We start from the raw sequence: 18,120 nt of genomic DNA, 5'->3' as shown, positions 1-18,120 counted from the left end.
TTCGACGCGTGACGTACGCCCGATGATCGGCAGGCGGTTTTCGCCGAAGCTGATGGGCATGCGGCTGGCACCAGGGCGGTGTCGCGTCGGGGCGGCCCGGCTGAGCCGGACTGGCCCGAAGGAGTCGCGTTGCCTACTCGTCCCCTGCCCGCGAACGACCGCGTTCCCGGTTCCGGGCCGCTGCTCGCCGCGCGCCGGTTCCTGACCAAGGAGACCGTCGGCGACCACGGGCGCACCCTGCACCAGATCGACTCGAACGCATGGGAGTCGTTCTACCGCGACCGGTGGAGCTACGACCGGGTCGTGCGGTCCACGCACGGAGTGAACTGCACCGGTTCGTGCTCGTGGAACGTCTTCGTCAAGGACGACCTGATCACCTGGGAGCACCAGGCGACCGACTACCCGGGCACCGGGCCGGACAGCCCCGACTACGAGCCGCGCGGCTGCCCTCGGGGCGCGTCCTTCTCCTGGTACGAGTATTCGCCGTCGCGGGTGCGCCACCCGTATGTGCGGGGTTCGCTGCTCACCATGTTCCGGGCCGGCCTGAAGCGGTTCGGCGACCCGGTCGCCGCGTGGGCGGACATCGTCGAGGACCCGCGCAAGGCGGAGGCGTACAAGGGACAACGCGGCCGCGGCGGATTCGTGCGCGCCTCCTTCGACGAGGCGACGACCATGGTGGCGGCCGCGCATGTCTACACCACCAAGACGGTCGGACCCGACCGGGTGGTCGGGTTCTCCCCCATCCCGGCGATGTCGATGGCGTCCTTCGCCGCGGGCACCCGCTATCACGCGCTGCTCGGCGGCACGCTGCTGTCGTTCTACGACTGGTACGCCGACCTCCCGGTCGCCTCGCCGCAGATCTGGGGAGACCAGACCGACGTCCCGGAGGCCGGCGACTGGTGGAACGCCACCTACCTCGTCATGTGGGGCTCGAACATCCCGGTCACCCGCACACCGGACGCGCACTTCCTCACCGAGGCGCGCTATCGCGGCGCCAAGGTCGTCGCGGTCAGCCCCGACTACGCCGACAACGTCAAGTTCGCCGACGACTGGCTGGCTCCGCACCCCGGCACCGACGGGGCGCTCGCGATGGCCATGGGCCACGTCGTGCTCACCGAGTTCTTCCGCGACCGCCAGGTGCCGTACTTCACCGACTACGTGCGCTCCTACACCGATCTGCCGTTCCTGGTGACGCTGCGGGAACGCGAACCGGGCGTGTACGCCGCGGATCGCTTTCTCACCGCCACCGACCTCGGCGACGACGACCCGGCCGCGCGGCACAAGACCGTCCTGCTCGACGACGAGACCGGGAAACCGGTGGTGCCCAACGGATCCCTCGGCTTCCGCTACGGTGCCGAAGGCGAAGGCCGGTGGAATCTCGACCTCGGCGACGTGGTGCCCGCGCTCGGCGTGCTCGGCCACGCCACCGGCCAGGTCCCCGTCGACCTCGCCCGGTTCGACATCGGCGAGACCGAGGGCGGCACCACCATGCGCCGCGGCGTGCCGGTCGTGCGCGTCGGCGACCATCTCGTCACCGGCGTTTTCGACCTGCTGCTGGCCCAGTACGGCGTCCAGCGGGGCGAACTGCCCGGCGATTGGCCGACCGGCTACGACGATGCCGACGCCCCGCACACACCGGCCTGGCAGGAGCGGATCACCGGCGTGCCCGCGGCGCTGGCCGCCCGGATCGGGCGCGAGCTGGCGCGCAACGCCGAGCGCAGCCGCGGCCGGTCGCTGATCGCAATGGGCGCGGGCGCGAACCAGTGGTTTCACTCGGACCTGACCTACCGCGCGTTGATCACGCTGGTCACCCTCACCGGCTGCCAGGGCGTCAACGGCGGCGGCTGGGCGCACTACGTCGGCCAGGAGAAGGCCCGGCCGGTCACCGGCCAGCAGCAGCTGAGTTTCGGCTTCGACTGGCACCGGCCGATGCGCCACCAGGCCGCCACGCCGTTCTGGTATCTGCACACCGACCAGTGGCGCTACGAAAAGGTGCCCGCCGACGAGCTGGCGTCGCCGCTCGGGCAGGGCAAGCTGGCCGGGATGACGTTCGCCGACACCGTCGCGACCGCGCAGCGAATGGGCTGGTCGCCCGGACATCCCGCGTTCGACCGCAATCCGCTCGACCTGGCCGACGAGGCCGCGGCCGCCGGGATGAGCGCGGCCGAGTACGTCGTCGGCGAGCTGAAAGCCGGCCGGCTCAAGGCCGTGGCCGACGACCCGGACGACCCGGCGAACTTCCCGCGCTGCCTCACCCTGTGGCGCGCCAACCTGCTCGGCTCGTCCGGCAAGGGCAACGAGTTCTTCATGAAGCACCTGCTCGGCGTCGATTCGCTGGCCCCGGCCGACGAATGCGGACCCGGCGAACGCCCGCGTGACGTGACGTGGCGCGACGAGGCCCCCACCGGCAAGCTCGACCTGCTCACCACCGTCGACTTCCGGATGACCAACACCGGCCTGCATTCCGATCTCGTGCTGCCGGCCGCGACCTGGTACGAGAAGCACGACATCTCCACCACCGACATGCACCCGTTCGTGCACGCGTTCTCCCCGGCGGTCGCCCCGCCCGGGGAGGTGCGCACCGACTACGACGCGTTCCTCGCGCTGGCGGACAAGGTCAGCGAACTCGCGGTCGCCCATCTCGGCACTCGCCGCGACGTGCTGGCCGCGCCGCTGCAGCACGACACTCCCGACGAGCTGGCGACCCCGTCCGGGCGGGTGCGCGACTGGGGCCGCGGCGAGTGCGAGCCGGTTCCCGGCGTGACGATGCCGAAGCTGATCGAGATCGAACGCGACTACCGCCTGATCGGCGCCAAGATGCGCGCCGTCGGCCCGCTGCTGGACCAGCTCGGCACCACGACCAAGGGCATCACCGTCGACGTCACCCCGGAACTGGAATACCTGCGCCGCCGCAACGGAACCGTGTCCGTGGGCGCGTTCGCCGACCGCCCGTCGCTGTCCACAGCGGACCGGATGTGCGAGGCGATCCTCGCGCTGTCCGGCACGACGAACGGACGCGTGGCGCACGAAGGCTTCCTGCAGCTGGAAAAGCGGACCGGGCAGCAGTTCACCGACCTGATCGCAGGCCACGAAACCGACCACATCACCTACGCGGCCACGCAACAGGCGCCGCAGCCGGTGCTCACCAGCCCGGAGTGGTCCGGCTCGGAAAAGGGCGGGCGCCGCTATTCCCCGTTCACCGTCAACGTCGAACGACGCAAGCCGTGGCACACCCTCACCGGGCGGCAGCACTTCTTCGTCGAGCACGACTGGATCGCCGAACTGGGCGAGCACTTGCCCGGCTACCGGCCGCCGCTGAACATGGCCCGGCACTTCGGAAAACCCGGCGATCTCGCCGACGGCGGCGTCACCGTCCGGTTCCTCACGCCGCACGCGAAGTGGTCGATCCACTCGATGTACCACGACAACGAGCTGATGCTCGCGCTGTCCCGCGGCGGACCGGTGCTCTGGATGAGCGTCGAGGACGCGGCCAAGATCGGCGTCTCCGACAACGACTGGATCGAAGCGGTCAACCGCAACGGCGTGATCGTCGCGCGAGCCGTGGTCAGCCACCGGATGCCCGAGGGCACGGTGTTCCAGTACCACTCGCCCGAGCGCACCGTGAACGTCCCGAAGACCGAGAAGAGCGGTGCGGGCAAGGGAAAGCGCGGCGGCTACCACAACTCGATGACCCGGCTGCTGGTCAAGCCGACGCACCTCGCCGGCGGGCACGCCCAGCTGACCTACGCCTTCAACTACTACGGCCCGATCGGCAGCCAACGCGACGAGATCACCGTCGTCCGGCGGCGCAGCCAGGAAGTGGAGTACTGACATGCGCATCCGCGCTCAAGTGGCGATGGTGATGAACCTCGACAAGTGCATCGGCTGCCACACTTGCTCGGTCACCTGCAAACAGACCTGGACCAACCGCGAGGGCACCGAATACGTCTGGTTCAACAACGTCGAGACGAAACCCGGCATCGGCTACCCGAAGCACTACGAGGACCAGGAGCGCTGGAAAGGCGGCTGGCAGCTCGACGCGAAGGGCCGGCTCGTGCTCCGCTCCGGCGGGCGCGCCAAGCGGCTCTCGCGCATCTTCGCCAACCCGGACCTGCCGGCGCTCGAGGACTACTACGAGCCCGCGACCTTCGACAAAGACCTGCTCGCCGCCGCCCCGGCCGGCTTGGCCGACACTCCGGTCAAGCAGCCGCGTTCGGCGCTCACCGGCGAGCCGATGAGCCTGGAGTGGGGCGCCAACTGGGAAGACAGCCTCGGCGGCGCGCCCGAGCGGGCCGGCACCGACCCGAACATCGCGGCGATGGACCCGGAAGCCGCCGCACGAGTGAAGTTCGAGTTCGAGAAGACCTTCATGTTCCACCTGCCGCGGATCTGCGAGCACTGCCTGAACCCGGCCTGCGTCTCGGCCTGTCCTTCCGGCGCGATGTACAAGCGCGAAGAGGACGGGATCGTGCTGGTCGACCAGAAACGGTGCCGCGGCTGGCGGATGTGCGTGAGCGCCTGCCCGTACAAGAAGGTCTACGTCAACCATTCCACCGGCAAGGCCGAGAAGTGCACGTTCTGCTTCCCGCGCATCGAAGCCGGCCAGCCCACCATCTGCTCCGAAACGTGCGTCGGACGGCTGCGCTATCTCGGGCTGGTCTTCTACGACGAGGACGCGGTGCTGGCCGCCGCCTCGGTCGAGGACGAACGCGAACTGCTCGAAGCACAGCGAGCGGTGTTCCTGGACCCGCACGACCCGGAGACAGTCCGCCTGGCCTATGAGGCCGGCCTGCCCGAGGAGTGGGTGCTGGCCGCGCAGGCGTCGCCGGTGTGGCGGTTGATCAGCGAGTACCGGATCGCGTTGCCGCTGCACCCGGAGTACCGCACCTTGCCGATGGTCTGGTACGTCCCGCCGCTGTCCCCGGTGCTGGACGCGGCCGGTGCGGCCGGGCGCGACGACGCCGACGCCGACGACGTCTTCCACACCATTCGCGATCTGCGGATCCCGGTGGAGTACCTGGCGGAGCTGTTCACCGCCGGCGACGCCGACGCGGTGGCCGGGGTGCTCATGAAGCTCGCCGCGATGCGCTCCTACATGCGGGCCCGCACGCTCGACGGCACGGTCGCCGAGGAACTGTGCGACGCGGTCGGGATGCCGGGCGAGCAGATCGAAGCGATGTACCGGTTGCTGGCCGTCGCCAAGTACGACGAGCGCTACGTCGTTCCCACGGCCTACGACAAGGACGCCGCGGCGCTCGAAGCGCAGGCAGCGTCCACTTCGGACTGTTCGCTGGACTGCGCGGGCGGGCCGGGGATGACCGACCAGGCCGCCACCACCGAGCGGTTCCACCTGGTGGCCGAGGACGAACGCGTCCGCCCGGGCCGGCGCGGTCTGTTCAGCCGGCGCTCCGACGGCCGGCTCGGGCTGTCCATCGATCCCGCGGGCGGCGTGTCATGACGGTGCCTGCCGCGGACCGGGCGCGGTTGTTCGGCCTCGCCTCGGTCCTGCTCGCCTACCCGGACGCCCGGCTGTCCGAGGCGGCGGAAGAACTCCGTGCCGCGGTCGGGGAAATCAGCCACCCTGAGGTGCGCGACCGGCTCTCGGCGTTCCTCGGCTGGCTGCTCACGGCCGAACCGCTGGACGTCGAAACCCACTACGTGCGCACGTTCGACCTGCGCCGGCGCAGCGGGCTGTACCTGACCTACTACCTGCACGGCGACACCCGCAAGCGCGGCATCGCCCTGCTGACGCTGAAACAGCGCTACCGCGCGCACGGGCTGCGGCTGGCCGACGGCGAGCTGCCCGACCTGCTGCCAGTCGTGCTGGAGTTCGCCGCGGTCGCCGGGCCAGGCGACGGCGAGGCCCCGCTGCGCCAGCACCGCCGCGGCCTGGAGCTGCTGCGATGCGCGTTGGAGGAGGCCGAGTCGCCGTACCGGCACGTGCTCGACGCCGTCGTCGCCGCGCTGCCGCCGCTTACCCCCGACGACCGGGCCGCGGTCGCGGCACTCGCCGTCGACGGCCCGCCGGTGGAGTCGGTCGGGCTCGCGGCCTACGGCAGCGACGTCGCCGACATCGGCTTCGGCCCGGACCTCGCTTCCGGCTCTTGCCCCGCACTGGAGGGTGCCCCGTGACCACGTTCCTCTGGATCGTCCTGCCCTACGCCTGCCTGGCGGTGTTCGTGCTCGGCCACGTCTGGCGCTGGCGCCACGACCAGTTCGGCTGGACCACGCACACCAGCCAGCTGCTGGAAAGCCGCATTCTCCGCTGGGCCTCGCCGCTGTTCCACCTCGGAGCGTTCGGCGTGATCGCCGGGCACGCGGTCGGCTTGCTCGTGCCCGCTTCGCTGACGAGCGCGCTCGGCATTCCGGAAGGGCTGTACCACGCCACGGCGGTGTGGGGCGGCACGGTCTCCGGAGCCGTGCTGGTCGCCGGAGTGGTGCTGCTGATCGCCCGCCGGGTGGTCAACGGCCGGGTCCGCCGTGCCACGACCACCATGGACAAGGTGCTTTACGCGGCGCTCGCCGCGATGGTGGTGCTCGGCATGACAGCCACCGTCGGCACCAACCTGATCGGGCACGGCTACGACTACCGCGAGACCATCGCCGTCTGGTTCCGCAGCGTCTTCTGGTTCTCCCCGCAAAGCCGGCTGATGATCGACGCGCCGGTGATCTACCAGCTGCACGCCGTCGGCGGGTTCCTGTTCCTCGCGCTGTGGCCGTTCACCCGGCTGGTGCACGTGTGGTCCGCGCCACTGGCCTACCTGTGGCGCCCGTACGTCGTCTACCGCGCGCGCCGCGGCGCCCCGCGGGCGCCGATGCCCAGCCCGGCCGCGGTGCGGGACCGGGAGGTCGGGGAAAGGGAAACCTTTGCCTGAACCACGACTGACGGTCGCCGACGTGGTGGTGCGGTTGCCGAAGACCCTGCCGGCCGGAGTCTCGGTCGCCGAGGCCCGGGCTTGTTTCGCCGACGACCACGTCCACCTGCTCCTGCTCACCGAGTCCGGACGCCTGCTGGGCACGCTCGTGCGCGACGACCTGGGCGAGGACGCGCGCGGACCCGCGCTCGCCTATGCGAGCCTGACAGACCGGACGGTTCCGGCTGATCTGCCCGCGGAGGACGCGAGGCTGCTCTTGCTCGACCGCGGGCAACGGCGGCTGGCCGTAGTGGACGACGACGGGATGCTGATCGGCCTGCTGTGCCTCAAACGCCGCCGGACCGGGTTCTGCAGCGACGCCGACGTGGCCGCGCGGGCCGCGGACCGCTGACACCGTCTCCTGGTTCCGCGGACCGGCCGATTCTGCCTGCCATAGCTGGGTTTTCTTTCTTCTGTCCGGAGTGGACGGCGAGGACCTTCGACCTCCTGACGAGGGAGTTCGGCTCTGTCCGCGCCGCCGGTCCGGGCTGGACCCTGGACGGGTCCCCGCCCTCCGAGACGAATGAGGCGTCGATGACTTCCACCCCGGACCGCCCGGCCACCACCGGCCGGCGGACGCTCATGCTGAGCCTGGCCACCGCCGGGTTCGCGGTCAACTTCTGGGCCTGGGCCTTGCTCAGCCCGCTCGGCCCGTTGTTCAAGGACAGCCTGAAGCTGACCGCGTTCGAGCAGGCCCTGCTGGTCGCGGTGCCGGTGGTGGTCGGTTCGCTCGGGCGGATCCCGGTCGGGGCGCTCACCGACCGCTACGGCGGCCGGGTCATGTTCCCGGCGCTCTCCGCGCTGACCGCGCTGCCCGTGCTGTTCCTGGGCCTGCTCGGGCACTCGTCGCTGGCCGCGCTCCTGATCGGCGGCTTCTTCCTCGGTCTGGGCGGCACCTCGTTCGCGATCGGCGTCCCGTTCGTCAACGCCTGGTTCCCGCCGGAGCGGCGCGGGCTGGCGCTCGGCATCTTCGGCGCGGGGATGGGCGGCACCGCGATCAGCGCGTTGACGACCGTGCCGCTGGCGAAAGCCGGAACGGTCGCGACGCCGTTCATCATCACCGCTGCCGGCCTCGTCGCGTACGCGATCCTCGCGGCGCTGCTGCTGCGGGACGCGCCGCATCGCGCCGTGCCGACGGAACCGCTCGCGCGCCGGTTGCGCGACACCCTCCGGCTCGCCGTCACGTGGCAAGCGTCGGCGCTCTACGCGATCGCGTTCGGCGGCTACGTCGCGTTTTCGGTTTACCTTCCCGCCTACCTCAAGACCGGTTACGGCCTGGCGCAAGCCGACGCCGCCAACCGGATGGCCGGCTTCGTGCTCCTCGCCGTGGTCCTTCGCCCGATCGGCGGCTGGCTCTCCGACCGGCTCGGACCGGTACGAGTCCTCAGCGGGGTGTTCGCGATCGTCACGGCAAGCGCCGCTGTGCAAGCGTTCAGCCCGAGCCTGATGCCGCTGGGCACGATCGCGTTCCTCACCATGGCCGCCGCGCTCGGCGCGGGCAGCGGCGCGGTGTTCGCGCTCGTCGCGCTGCTCACGCCGGCGAACAAAGTGGGTTCGGTGACCGGCATCGTCGGCGCCGCCGGCGGACTGGGCGGATTCATTCCGCCGTTGGTGATGGGCGCGCTGTACGGCGGGCTCGGCTCCTACGCTCTCGGGCTGGCCGCCCTGTCGCTCGTCGCCGCCAGTGCGCTCGCGTTCACGGCGACGGTCGCGAAGCGGTCGCAGCAGCGGCACTTCGCCGTAGGGAACGCCGCCGAGCCCACCATGTGAAGGCGTGGGGAGGTGGTTGAGGCTCGGCTTGACGAGCGGCCCTAGGCCCGAGATGCGATCGTGTACCGGTGCGCCGGCCGCCCGGTGCTCCCGTACTCCAGCTCCAACCCGATCGCGCCCCGCCGGTGCAGCTCGCTCAAGTACCGCTGCGCCGTCGGACGGCTGATTCCCATCGCCCGCGCCAGCTCCCCCGCGCCCAATGGCCGTTCCGCGGCCCGCAAGGTGTCCAGGACCTTCCGCATCGTCGGCGGCAGCGCACCGGTGCGCGAAGTCGCCTCCGAACCGCGCAGCAGACTGTACAGACTGTCCACCGTGTCCTGGTCGACCTCGCCGGAGCCCGCGGTCCGGTCCCGCCAACTCCGATACGCGTCCAGCTGATCCCGCAACTGTGCGAAGCCGAACGGCTTCACCAGGTAGTACGCCGCACCCAGCCGCATCGCGGTCCGTACGGTGTCCAGATCCCGCGAGGCGGTGATCACGATGCACCCGGGCGCCTCGGCCGCCGTGTGCAAGTCCCGCAACAGCGACAGCCCGTCGTCGTCCGGCAAGTACACGTCGAGCAGCAACAGTTCCGGTGCCAGTTCGGCGACCGCCGCGCGGGCCTCCGAGGCCGTGTGCGCCCTGCCGACGCAGGCAAAGCCCGGCACCCGGTCGATGCTCGCCGCGTGGATGGCCGCCACCCGGTAGTCGTCGTCCACGACGAGGGTCCGGATCGTCATGCGAGCTCCAGCTTCCGAGCGACCGGCATCGTCAGCTCGAACCGGGCGCCCGCGTCGCCGCGGACGTCGATCGTCCCGCCGGCGTGGCGCACCAGCCGGTAAACCAGTGCCAGCCCCAGCCCCCGCCGCATCCCGACCCGGGCGGACTTCGTGGTGTACCCGTCCACGAAAATCTCGTGCAGCGCCTCGGCCGGAATCCCCGGGCCGGTGTCGGACACCACCATCCGCACCGCGTCGCCGTCGTGCCGCACCAGCACGTCGACCCGGCGTTCGCCCGGCCGCCCGGACAGTGCGTCGACCGCGTTGTCGATCAGGTTGCCCAGCACGGTGACCAGCGCGCCGGCGTCGTCCGGGACCAGGTCGAGGCCGGAGGCCGGATCGACGACCAGCCGAACGCCGCGTTCGGCGGCGATGGTCACTTTCGCCGACAGCAGGGCGGCGATCTCCGGCGGCGAGAACCGGGCCCGCAGATCGGTGGCCTGGGCGGCCGGGCCGTGCGAGATCTCGGTCAGGTAGCGGCCGGCTTCGTCGATTTCGCCGAGACCGAGAAGTCCGGAAAGGACATGCAGCCGGTTGGCGAACTCGTGTTCCTGCGCGCGCAACGCGGTCGTCAGCCCGGTGACCGCGTGCAGCTCGCGGACCAGTCCCTCGATTTCCGTGCGGTCGCGCAAAGTCAGCACGGAACCGGCGTCGCGACCGGCGAGCACCACCGGCATCTTGTTGACCACCAACAGGAACTGATCGGTGAGCACGACCTCGTCGTCCGCCGCGGGGGCGGCCAGCAGGGTCCGCAGCCGGCCGGCCGGCGCCAGGTCGGCCAGGAGCCGGCCGCGGGCGGCGACCGGGAGGCCGAGCAGCCGCCGGGCTTCGTCGTTGACCACCACGATCCGCCCGTCCCGGTCCAGCCCGACCATGCCCTCGCGGATCCCGTGCAGCATCGCTTCGCGCTCCTGCAGCAGCGCGACGATCTCGGACACCTCCAGCCCGAACGTCGCTCGCTTGATCCGCGCGGCGAGCAGCCAGGACGCGACCGCGCCGAGGGCCAGCGCGAGCCCGGAGTACAGCGCGATCCACGGGATGTCGCTGAGCAACGCGCTGGTCACCTGCTCTTCGAGAATGCCGACGGACACCTCGCCGAGCACCAAACCGTCCGCGCCGGGAATGGGGGCGCGGCCGTTCGCCGAGCGGCCGAGGCTGCCCGGGTTGATGCCGACGTGGCCCTGTCCGTCGAGCGCCACCACCGCCTCCTCGATCCGCTGCCCGATCAGCACCGGGTTCGGATGCGAGAAGCGCAGCCCGGTCCGGTCGGTGACCACGACGTAGGACGCGCCGGTGGCCCGCCGGATCTGTTCGGCGAGCGGCTGGATCGTGTGCCCGGGATCGCGGCGGGACACCGCGTCGCGGATCGCGGGCATCTGCGCCACGGCGTTCGCGACACCGAGCGAGCGCTGCTCGTACTGGGTGTCGAGCGTCTGGCCGGTGAGCTTGGCGTAGAGCAGCCCGCCCGCCGCGACGGTGGCGACCAGGATGCCGAGCACCGCGACCAGTATCTGGGAGGCCAAGGGCCGTGACCGCCACATGGTCCGCTCCGCTCTGCCACTGCTCGTAGGGGCGTTTCGCATGACACCACGCGGATCCGCCGATGCCAAGCCGCGCGCCCGGTTCGTCCGGTCCGGGGCGAACTTTATGAACAGAACCACGGGTATCGCGCACAACGTTCCGCCGCCGCCCCGCCGGTTCTTACCGTCCTCCCCCAGCACCGCACCCCAGGCGAGAGGACGCCACAGTGGACACAGTGGACACATCGGGCCCCGGGGCACCGCCCGCGATCTCCTTGCGGGGAGTCACGAAACGGTTCGCCGCCGACGGAGCCGAGCCCTACACCGCGCTGCGCGACCTGGACCTCGAAGTCGCCCCTGGCGAGTTCTGCGCTGTGGTCGGGCCGACCGGCTGCGGGAAATCGACCACGCTGACCCTCGTCTCCGGGCTCGAACGGCCGACCGTCGGCGTCGCCGAGGTGCACGGCAAACGGGTCGAAGGCATCACGCCCGGCGTCGGCTTCATGTTCCAGACCGACGCGATCCTGCCGTGGAAAACCGTGCTGGACAACGTTTCCGCCGGCCCGCGCTTCCGCGGCGTCGACAAGCGCACGGCGATCGCCGACGCCCGCGACTGGATCCGCCGGGTCGGCCTGAGCGGCTTCGAGGACCGCTACCCGCACCAGCTGTCCGGCGGGATGCGCAAACGCGTCGCGCTCGCGCAGAACCTCATCAACGAACCGCGGATCATCCTGATGGACGAGCCGTTCAGCGCGCTGGACGTGCAGACCCGGGCGAAGATGTCCGACGAACTGCTGTCACTGTGGGAACTCAACCGCCCGGCCGTGGTCTTCGTGACCCACGACCTGGAAGAGGCGATCGCGCTCGCGGACACCGTCGTGGTGCTCACCGCCGGCCCGGCAGCGACCGTCAAGGCGAAGTACCGGATCGACCTGCCGCGCCCGCGGGTCGTCCAGGAGATCCGCTTCGACCGCCGGTTCGTCGATCTCTACCAGCAGATCTGGGAAGCGCTGCGTGCCGAGGTCGACGTCGCCTACGCGCAGACGACCCGCGCGAAGGAGGCGTCATGATGACCGAAGTCCAGCCCGCGGTCGAAACGCCGCCCGCCGCCCCGGCGCGGTCCCGCCGCCGTCGGCACCGCGCATTGGTGCATGGCACGCAGGTCGCCGTGCTGGTGGTGATCCTCGGCGGCTGGCAGCTGCTAGTGCAGGGCGACCAGCACGCGATCGTGCTGTACGGCCTGCCGTCGGGCATCCTGGACCGGCTCAAGACCTGGTTCGCCGAAGGCACCGCGATCGGCTCGCTCGGCGCGCAGATCTGGACCACGCTCGAAGAGGCGCTGATCGGCTTCGCGATCGGCACCGTGCTCGGCATCGTGTGCGGCATCGCGCTGGGGCGGATCCGGTTCCTGTCCGAGGTGTTCGGCCCGTTCATCAAGGTGCTCAACGCGATCCCGCGGATCGTGCTCGGCTCGGTGTTCGTGCTGGCCTTCGGCCTCGGCCTGGAATCGAAGATCCTGCTGGTGATCGTCCTGGTGTTCTTCGGCGTGTTCTTCAACGCCTTCCAGGGCACCCGCGAGGTCGACCGCACGTTCATCGCGAACGCGAGCATCCTCGGCGCCTCGCGCTGGCAGGTGACCCGTCAGGTCGTGCTGCCCTCGGCGTTCAGCTGGATCATCGCCAGCCTGCACATCAGTTTCGGGTTCGCGCTGATCGGCGCGATCGTCGGCGAGTTCCTCGGCGGCTACGCGGGTCTCGGCGTGCTGATCAAGAACGCGCAGGGCACCTTCGACGCCAGCGGCGTCTGGGCCGCGATGGTGATCATGGCGATCGTCGCGCTGATCGCCGAATGGCTCATCACCCGGCTGGAACGCCGGCTGCTGCGCTGGCGGCCGGCCCAGCTCTCCGGCCCCGATCTCTGACCCGTACTCCCGCCCCAGAGTTCCCGCCCCCAGAAGAGGAGAATCCGTTGTCCGCGAAGAAACTGGCGGCCGCGCTCGCGGCCGCACTGCTCGGAGTCGCCGGCTGCGCGTCGACCGCGAGCCAGAACGCCGGCACCAGCTCGACCGGCGGCACCGGCGCCCCGGTCAGCATCATGGTCGGCGGCTTGAACAAGCAGATCTATCTGCCGTTCATGCTGGCCCAGCGGCTGGGCTACTACCAGCAGGAGGGACTCAACGTCACGCTCCAGGACGAGGGCGCGGGCGTCGACGCGACCACGAACATGGTGGCGGGCAAGATCGACGGGGTCGGCGGCTTCTACGACCACACGATCGCCATGCAGGGCCTCGGCCAGCAGCTGGAATCGGTGGTGTCGATGCTGACCACGCCGGGCGAGGTCGAGCTGTGCCGCAACGAGGTCAAGGGCCAGGTCCACTCCCCCGCGGACTGGTCCGGGCGCAACCTCGGCGTCACCGACCTCGGCTCGTCGACCGACTTCCTCACCCAGTACCTGGCGCAGAAGAACGGCGTCGACCCGACCAAGATCCACCGGGTGGGCGTGCAGTCCGGCGCGACCCTCATCGGCGCGCTCCAGCACGGGAACGTCGACTGCGCGATGACCACGGAGCCGACCGTGTCCACCGCGCTCGCGCAGGGCGCCGCCTACATTCTGCTGGACATGCGCACCGCGGCCAGTACGAAACAGCAGCTCGGCGGCGAATACCCGGCCACTTCGCTGTACATGGCGACCAGCTATGTCAACAGCCACCAGGACGTCGTGCAGAAACTGGTCAACGCCTACGTCAAGACGCTCAAGTGGATCCAGGGACACAACGGGCAACAGGTCGCCGACGTGATGCCCGCCGACTATTACGCCGGCCCCGGCAAAGCTGCTTACGCGAAGGCATTCGACAACGAAAAGGGCATCTACAACGCGACCGGGATCATGCCGCCGGACGGGCCGAAGACCGACCTGTCGGTGCTGCAGGCGTTCAACCCGGACGTGAAGGGCAAGCAGATCGACCTGAGCAAGACCTACACGGACAAGTTCGTGCAGGCCGCGCACTGACCCACCCGACTGCGGCGAACGCGTGAAGGGAACCTTGAGGGACGCTGAGTTCCTCAAGGTTCCCTTCACGACATCCGGCCCTGTTCGCCGGCGATCCGCGCGGTTGCGCGGCAAATGCCGGAACCGCCGGTATTGCCGCCAGAAGTCCGGCCCGGAAAACCGTTCATCTCCTGTTCTGCCCGGTGTTCGCCGTTGTCTTTGTGCGCAGCCTGGAATTCGGCGGGCGGCGCGAATGCGCCGGACGACGAGGAGGACACCCGTGTCGAGAATTCGCTTGCGCGTGGCGGCTGCACTGGCGGCCGCGGGGACCGTGGCGGCGGCGGTGCCTGCCCTGGCGGCGCAGCCCGCGACCGGCCAGCACGTGCTGCTGCTTTCGGTCGACGGCCTGCACCAGTCCGACCTGGACTGGTACACCGCGACCCATCCGCGTTCGGCGCTGGCCGCGCTCGCCGCGCACGGCACCGACTACTCGCACGCGAGCACGCCGGTGCCGTCGGACTCGTTCCCCGGCATGGTCGCCCAGGTGACCGGCGGCAATCCGAAGACCACCGGGATCTACTACGACGCCACCTACAACCGGGCACTGCTGCCCGCAGGCACCACCACCTGCGCGGGTGCGAAGCCGGGCGCGATCGTCGACTACACCGAAGACCTCGATCGGAACAAGGCCAGCATCGACGCGGGTCAGGGGCTGCCCGGCCTGCCCGGCGGCGTCCTCGCGATGACCGGTTCCCCGCAGACCCTGCTCGATCCGGCCGCGCTGCCGGTCGACCCGAAGACTTGCAAGCCGGTCTACCCGCACCAGTATCTGAAGGCGAACACCGTCTTCGAGGTCGCCCGCGAGGCCGGATACCGGACCGCGTGGTCGGACAAGCACCCGGCTTACGAAATGCTCAGCGGCCCGTCCGGCACCGGCATCGAGGATCTGTTCACCCCGGAGATCAACGGCACCGCCCCAGCGGGCGGGGACTGGACGAGCGATAACGCGTCCACCCAGCAGTACGACTCGTACAAGGTCAAGGCGGTGCTCAACGAGATCGACGGCTTCGACCACAGTGGACGGACGAAGACCGGCACGCCCGGTGTGTTCGGAATGAACTTCCAGAGCGTGTCGACCGCCCAGAAACTGCCGGCGTCGGACGGCAAGACCGGCGGCTACCAGGCCAACGGCACGCCCGGCCCGCTGCTGCAGTCCGCTTTGGACTATATCGACCACCAGGTCGGCGCGGTCACCGCGGAACTGAAGAAGCAGCACCTGGACCGGTCCACCACGGTCATCCTGTCCGCGAAGCACGGCCAGTCGCCGATCGACCCGGCCGCGCTTACCCGCATCGACGACGGCAAGCTCCTCGACGGCCTCAACGCCGCGTGGAAGACCGCCCACCCGGGCGCGGCGGATCTGGTCGTGCAGTCGACCGACGACGACGGAATGCTGCTGTGGTTCTCCGACCACTCGGCGGCCGCCGCCGCCTTCGCGAAGGACTACCTGCTCGGGCAATCCGGTACGGGCAATGGCATCACCGGTGCCGCCAAGCCGTTCACCAAGTCGGGCCTGACCGCGGTGCACGCGGGCGCGGACGCGGCGAAGTACTTCGGCGTCAAGCCCGGTGATGCGCGAGTGCCGGATCTGATCGGCATCGCACAGCACGGCGTGGTCTACACCGGCGGCAAGAAGAAGATCGCCGAACACGGCGGCGCGGCGGCGGACGACCGCTCGGTGCCGATCGTGGTGAGCGGCGGCGACGGCCGGCGGATCCCGGCACCGGTCGAAACGACGCAGATCGCGCCGACCATCCTGCGGTTGCTGCACCTGGATCCGCGGGCGCTGCAGGCGGTGCGCGCCGAAGACACCCCGGTCCTGCCGGGCTTCGACGGACAGCGCTGACGCCCACTGCGCCCACCGTCCGTGAAGGGCCCCTTGACGGAATCTAATTCCCTCAAGGGGCCCTTCACGGACTGAAACCCGGGGCGCAGCGGGCGGGCAGGGCTGGCGGCGCGCTAACCCGGTATCCCAGCCGCGGCGGTGATCATCGGCTCCAGGCTCAAGCTGTATTCCTGATTCAGGTGCGTCGAGTCGTAATAGACGCTGACCTTGCCCACCACCGCGTAACACTGTTCCCGGTCGCAGAAGTAATCCGTCAGGTCGATCAGCAGGACATTCGGGTCGGCGCTCGCCCGGGCCGCCGCCGCGAGCGGGTCCTCCGGCTGTGCGACCGACCGGGGCACCGCGCACGGCTGCGGGTCGTTCGGGTTCAGCACCACGCAGTCCGGCGAGCGGACCAGGCCGTTCAGCGGCGGGTCGGCCAGCACGAGCACCTTCGCGCCCGCGGCGGTCCACTGGGACCAGTAGGAGTTCAGCCCGTCGCGGTACTGCTCGGTCTGGGACCGGCCGGAGTGGTCGTCCGCCGGTTCGTGGCGGCCGAAGAACGACGTGAACACGTACGCGGGCCGGGTTTGCGCGATAGCGCCGGTCATCGACTTCGTCCAGGCGGTGCACCGGCGGTCGCCGCCGGGCAGCGGCTTGTCGTATCCGGTGGCTTTGACCTCGGCGAACGGGCAGCCGCCCAGGTAACTCGTGTACAGCAGCCAATGGTTCTTGCGGGCGATGCTCAGCACCGGGGCCTGCCATTGCTGAGCGTGCGAATCGCCGACGAGCCACACCACGGTCGGGGCGGGCGCTCCCCCGCTGAAGTCGCACCGGGTGGTGGTCTTCGTGCCGTCGCTCGTCGCGTACTGCGCCAGCGGCGGCGGGCAGTCCTCGGGCGGAGCGTAGTACCGGTTCGCCGGGCCCATCGCGACCGTGCGAGCAGGGCCGAACCGGTCGGCGCACGCGTTGCCCGGCGCCAGCGCGGAGGCGGCGTGGCACGGACTGGCGGACTCGGCGGCGACGTCGCGGGCGGCTTCGTCGGCGTGCCGCTGGTAGGTCCAGGTCAGGCCGCCTGCCGCGCCGCAGACCACGATCATCCCGGCCGCCATCGCGGCGAACGTCCGGCCGGTGGTGCGGCTCAGCAGCGGCAGGTTGCGGGTCGGGTCCTCGACGAACCGCTTCGACAGGTACGCCGCGGCCAGTGCCGCGGCCACGACCCCGACCTTCAGCGGCCAGGTCAGCATCCCGGCGTCCGATGCGCGCGGGAACGCGAACGGGGCCAGCACGATCAGCGGCCAGTGCCACAGGTACAGCGAGTAGCTGACGTTCCCCAGCCATTGCACCGGCGGCGACGAAGACAGCGGCGTGTGCCACTGCCGCGACTGCCCGGCGCCGGCCAGGATGACCAGTCCGGTGCCCACGGCCGGGAGCAGCGCGGTCGCCCCCGGGAACGCGGTCTGGTCGTCGAACAGGAGCGCGGCGCCGACGATCGCGGCCAGACCGGCCAGCGACGCCAGGTTCGCCGCGATCTTCGGCAGCACGGCTTTCGCGCCGGCGAACGCCAGCAGCGCGCCGATCGCGAACTCCCACACCCGGCCCGGGGTCACGAAGTACGCCTGGCTCTTGGCCGCCTCGGTGAACCACACGCTGAAGCCGAGCGACGCCAGGCCGACGACCGCGATGCCGATCAGCCGGGCGCGGCGCACGCGGATCTTGAACAGCAGCAGGAGCAGCAGCGGCCAGAACAGGTAGAACTGCTCCTCGACCGACAGCGACCAGTAGTGCTGGGTCAGGCTCGCCGACTGGGTCAGCGCCGAATAGTCGACGGAGTTCGCGGCGAGCAGCCAGTTCTCCCAGTACAGCGCGCTCGCGATGGCCTCGTGGGCGGTGGATTCCCAGCGCGGGAACGGCATCAGGAAGCAGGCGGCCGACACGACGACGGCCAGTACCAGGAACGCGGCGGGGAGAAGGCGGCGCACGCGACGGGCGTAGAACTTCGCCAGCCGGATCCGGCCGGTGCCGGCGTGCTCGCGCAGCAGATGCGAATTGATCAGGAACCCGGAGATGACGAAGAAGACGTCGACCCCGACATATCCGCCGGTGAGCCGGGCGGGCCAGAGATGGTTCAGCACGACCAGCCCGACCGCCACGGCGCGCAGCGCCTGGATGTCCGGCCGGAAGACCTCCGGTCTTCGTCCGCCGTCCACCACCCGTCCGGGCAGCACCGGCCCGCGCAAAATCCCCGTGCCCACGTTCGGTTCCCCTCTGATCCACCCCGCTGA

General features: G+C 70.4%; 14 protein-coding genes. 10 read left to right on the top strand and 4 right to left on the bottom strand.

Annotation, left to right across the window (positions count from 1 at the left end):
- Positions 1 to 129: 129 nt before the first annotated feature.
- The 6 genes from AMYBE_RS0107840 (at position 130) to AMYBE_RS0107815 (ending at position 8,684) form a co-directional block, all read left to right on the top strand.
- Positions 130 to 3,831, top strand: a complete 3,702-nt coding sequence (locus AMYBE_RS0107840; protein ID WP_020658804.1) for a nitrate reductase subunit alpha — start codon at positions 130 to 132, stop codon at positions 3,829 to 3,831.
- A 1-nt stretch (position 3,832) separates the two neighbouring features.
- The gene (gene narH, locus AMYBE_RS0107835; protein ID WP_020658803.1) at positions 3,833 to 5,458 is read left to right on the top strand and encodes a nitrate reductase subunit beta; all 1,626 of its coding nucleotides are present in this window, start codon (positions 3,833 to 3,835) and stop codon (positions 5,456 to 5,458) included.
- Positions 5,455 to 6,132 (top strand): nitrate reductase molybdenum cofactor assembly chaperone, encoded by a 678-nt coding sequence (narJ, locus tag AMYBE_RS0107830; RefSeq protein ID WP_020658802.1) that lies wholly within the window; start codon positions 5,455 to 5,457, stop codon positions 6,130 to 6,132. Before narH ends, narJ begins: the two co-directional genes overlap by 4 nt.
- Complete coding sequence (gene narI, locus AMYBE_RS0107825) at positions 6,129 to 6,875, top strand: respiratory nitrate reductase subunit gamma (protein WP_020658801.1); 747 nt, start codon at positions 6,129 to 6,131, stop codon at positions 6,873 to 6,875. Before narJ ends, narI begins: the two co-directional genes overlap by 4 nt.
- A complete protein-coding gene (locus AMYBE_RS0107820; RefSeq protein WP_084469891.1) occupies positions 6,868 to 7,266 on the top strand; it encodes a CBS domain-containing protein in 399 nt (132 codons plus the stop codon). The genes narI and AMYBE_RS0107820 overlap by 8 nt, the downstream gene beginning before the upstream one ends.
- Positions 7,267 to 7,448: 182 nt before the next feature.
- Positions 7,449 to 8,684: an MFS transporter gene (locus tag AMYBE_RS0107815; protein WP_020658799.1), complete on the top strand. Its 1,236-nt coding sequence runs from the start codon at positions 7,449 to 7,451 to the stop codon at positions 8,682 to 8,684.
- Between the two features lie 41 nt (positions 8,685 to 8,725).
- Here the strand turns inward: AMYBE_RS0107815 and AMYBE_RS0107810 are convergent, their stop codons facing one another.
- Together AMYBE_RS0107810 and AMYBE_RS41035 are read right to left on the bottom strand one after the other, a co-directional pair.
- On the bottom strand, positions 8,726 to 9,403 hold the full coding sequence (locus tag AMYBE_RS0107810; protein WP_020658798.1) for a response regulator: 678 nt from the start codon (positions 9,401 to 9,403) through the stop codon (positions 8,726 to 8,728).
- On the bottom strand, positions 9,400 to 10,965 hold the full coding sequence (locus tag AMYBE_RS41035; protein WP_020658797.1) for an ATP-binding protein: 1,566 nt from the start codon (positions 10,963 to 10,965) through the stop codon (positions 9,400 to 9,402). The genes AMYBE_RS0107810 and AMYBE_RS41035 overlap by 4 nt, the downstream gene beginning before the upstream one ends.
- 224 nt (positions 10,966 to 11,189) lie before the next feature.
- Here AMYBE_RS41035 and AMYBE_RS0107800 point away from each other — a divergent pair, with 224 nt between their 5' ends.
- From AMYBE_RS0107800 to AMYBE_RS0107790, 3 genes are read left to right on the top strand one after another with little or no spacing between them, the layout of a single operon-like run.
- Complete coding sequence (locus tag AMYBE_RS0107800; protein WP_020658796.1) at positions 11,190 to 12,032, top strand: ABC transporter ATP-binding protein; 843 nt, start codon at positions 11,190 to 11,192, stop codon at positions 12,030 to 12,032.
- The gene (locus AMYBE_RS0107795) at positions 12,029 to 12,883 is read left to right on the top strand and encodes an ABC transporter permease (protein WP_154676143.1); all 855 of its coding nucleotides are present in this window, start codon (positions 12,029 to 12,031) and stop codon (positions 12,881 to 12,883) included. Before AMYBE_RS0107800 ends, AMYBE_RS0107795 begins: the two co-directional genes overlap by 4 nt.
- A 47-nt stretch (positions 12,884 to 12,930) precedes the next feature.
- Positions 12,931 to 13,971, top strand: a complete 1,041-nt coding sequence (locus AMYBE_RS0107790) for an ABC transporter substrate-binding protein (protein ID WP_020658794.1) — start codon at positions 12,931 to 12,933, stop codon at positions 13,969 to 13,971.
- 65 nt (positions 13,972 to 14,036) lie between these two features.
- On the opposite strand, the gene AMYBE_RS0107785 is transcribed toward AMYBE_RS0107790, so the two are convergent.
- Positions 14,037 to 14,228: a hypothetical protein gene (locus tag AMYBE_RS0107785; protein ID WP_020658793.1), complete on the bottom strand. Its 192-nt coding sequence runs from the start codon at positions 14,226 to 14,228 to the stop codon at positions 14,037 to 14,039.
- 2 nt (positions 14,229 to 14,230) lie between these two features.
- Here AMYBE_RS0107785 and AMYBE_RS0107780 point away from each other — a divergent pair, with 2 nt between their 5' ends.
- The gene (locus AMYBE_RS0107780) at positions 14,231 to 15,856 is read left to right on the top strand and encodes an alkaline phosphatase family protein (RefSeq protein ID WP_027927468.1); all 1,626 of its coding nucleotides are present in this window, start codon (positions 14,231 to 14,233) and stop codon (positions 15,854 to 15,856) included.
- Positions 15,857 to 15,969: 113 nt separating this feature from the next.
- Here AMYBE_RS0107780 and AMYBE_RS0107775 read toward each other — a convergent pair whose 3' ends face one another.
- Positions 15,970 to 18,090, bottom strand: a complete 2,121-nt coding sequence (locus AMYBE_RS0107775) for an acyltransferase family protein (RefSeq protein ID WP_020658791.1) — start codon at positions 18,088 to 18,090, stop codon at positions 15,970 to 15,972.
- Between the last annotated feature and the right edge of the window lie 30 nt (positions 18,091 to 18,120).

Origin of the sequence: Amycolatopsis benzoatilytica AK 16/65 (assembly GCF_000383915.1) — a bacterium.
Classification (GTDB): Bacteria; Actinomycetota; Actinomycetes; order Mycobacteriales; family Pseudonocardiaceae; genus Amycolatopsis; species Amycolatopsis benzoatilytica.
This window is presented reverse-complemented; position numbering and strand designations above follow the sequence as displayed.

What these genes read in the sequence shown, in the direction of transcription:
- narH (WP_020658803.1), top strand. Translation starts at nt 3,833, where the DNA reads ATGCGCATCCGCGCTCAAGTGGCGATGGTGATGAACCTCGACAAGTGC.
- narJ (WP_020658802.1), top strand. Translation starts at nt 5,455, where the DNA reads ATGACGGTGCCTGCCGCGGACCGGGCGCGGTTGTTCGGCCTCGCCTCG.
- AMYBE_RS0107815 (WP_020658799.1), top strand. Translation starts at nt 7,449, where the DNA reads ATGACTTCCACCCCGGACCGCCCGGCCACCACCGGCCGGCGGACGCTC.
- AMYBE_RS0107810 (WP_020658798.1), bottom strand. Translation starts at nt 9,403, where the DNA reads ATGACGATCCGGACCCTCGTCGTGGACGACGACTACCGGGTGGCGGCC.
- AMYBE_RS0107795 (WP_154676143.1), top strand. Translation starts at nt 12,029, where the DNA reads ATGATGACCGAAGTCCAGCCCGCGGTCGAAACGCCGCCCGCCGCCCCG.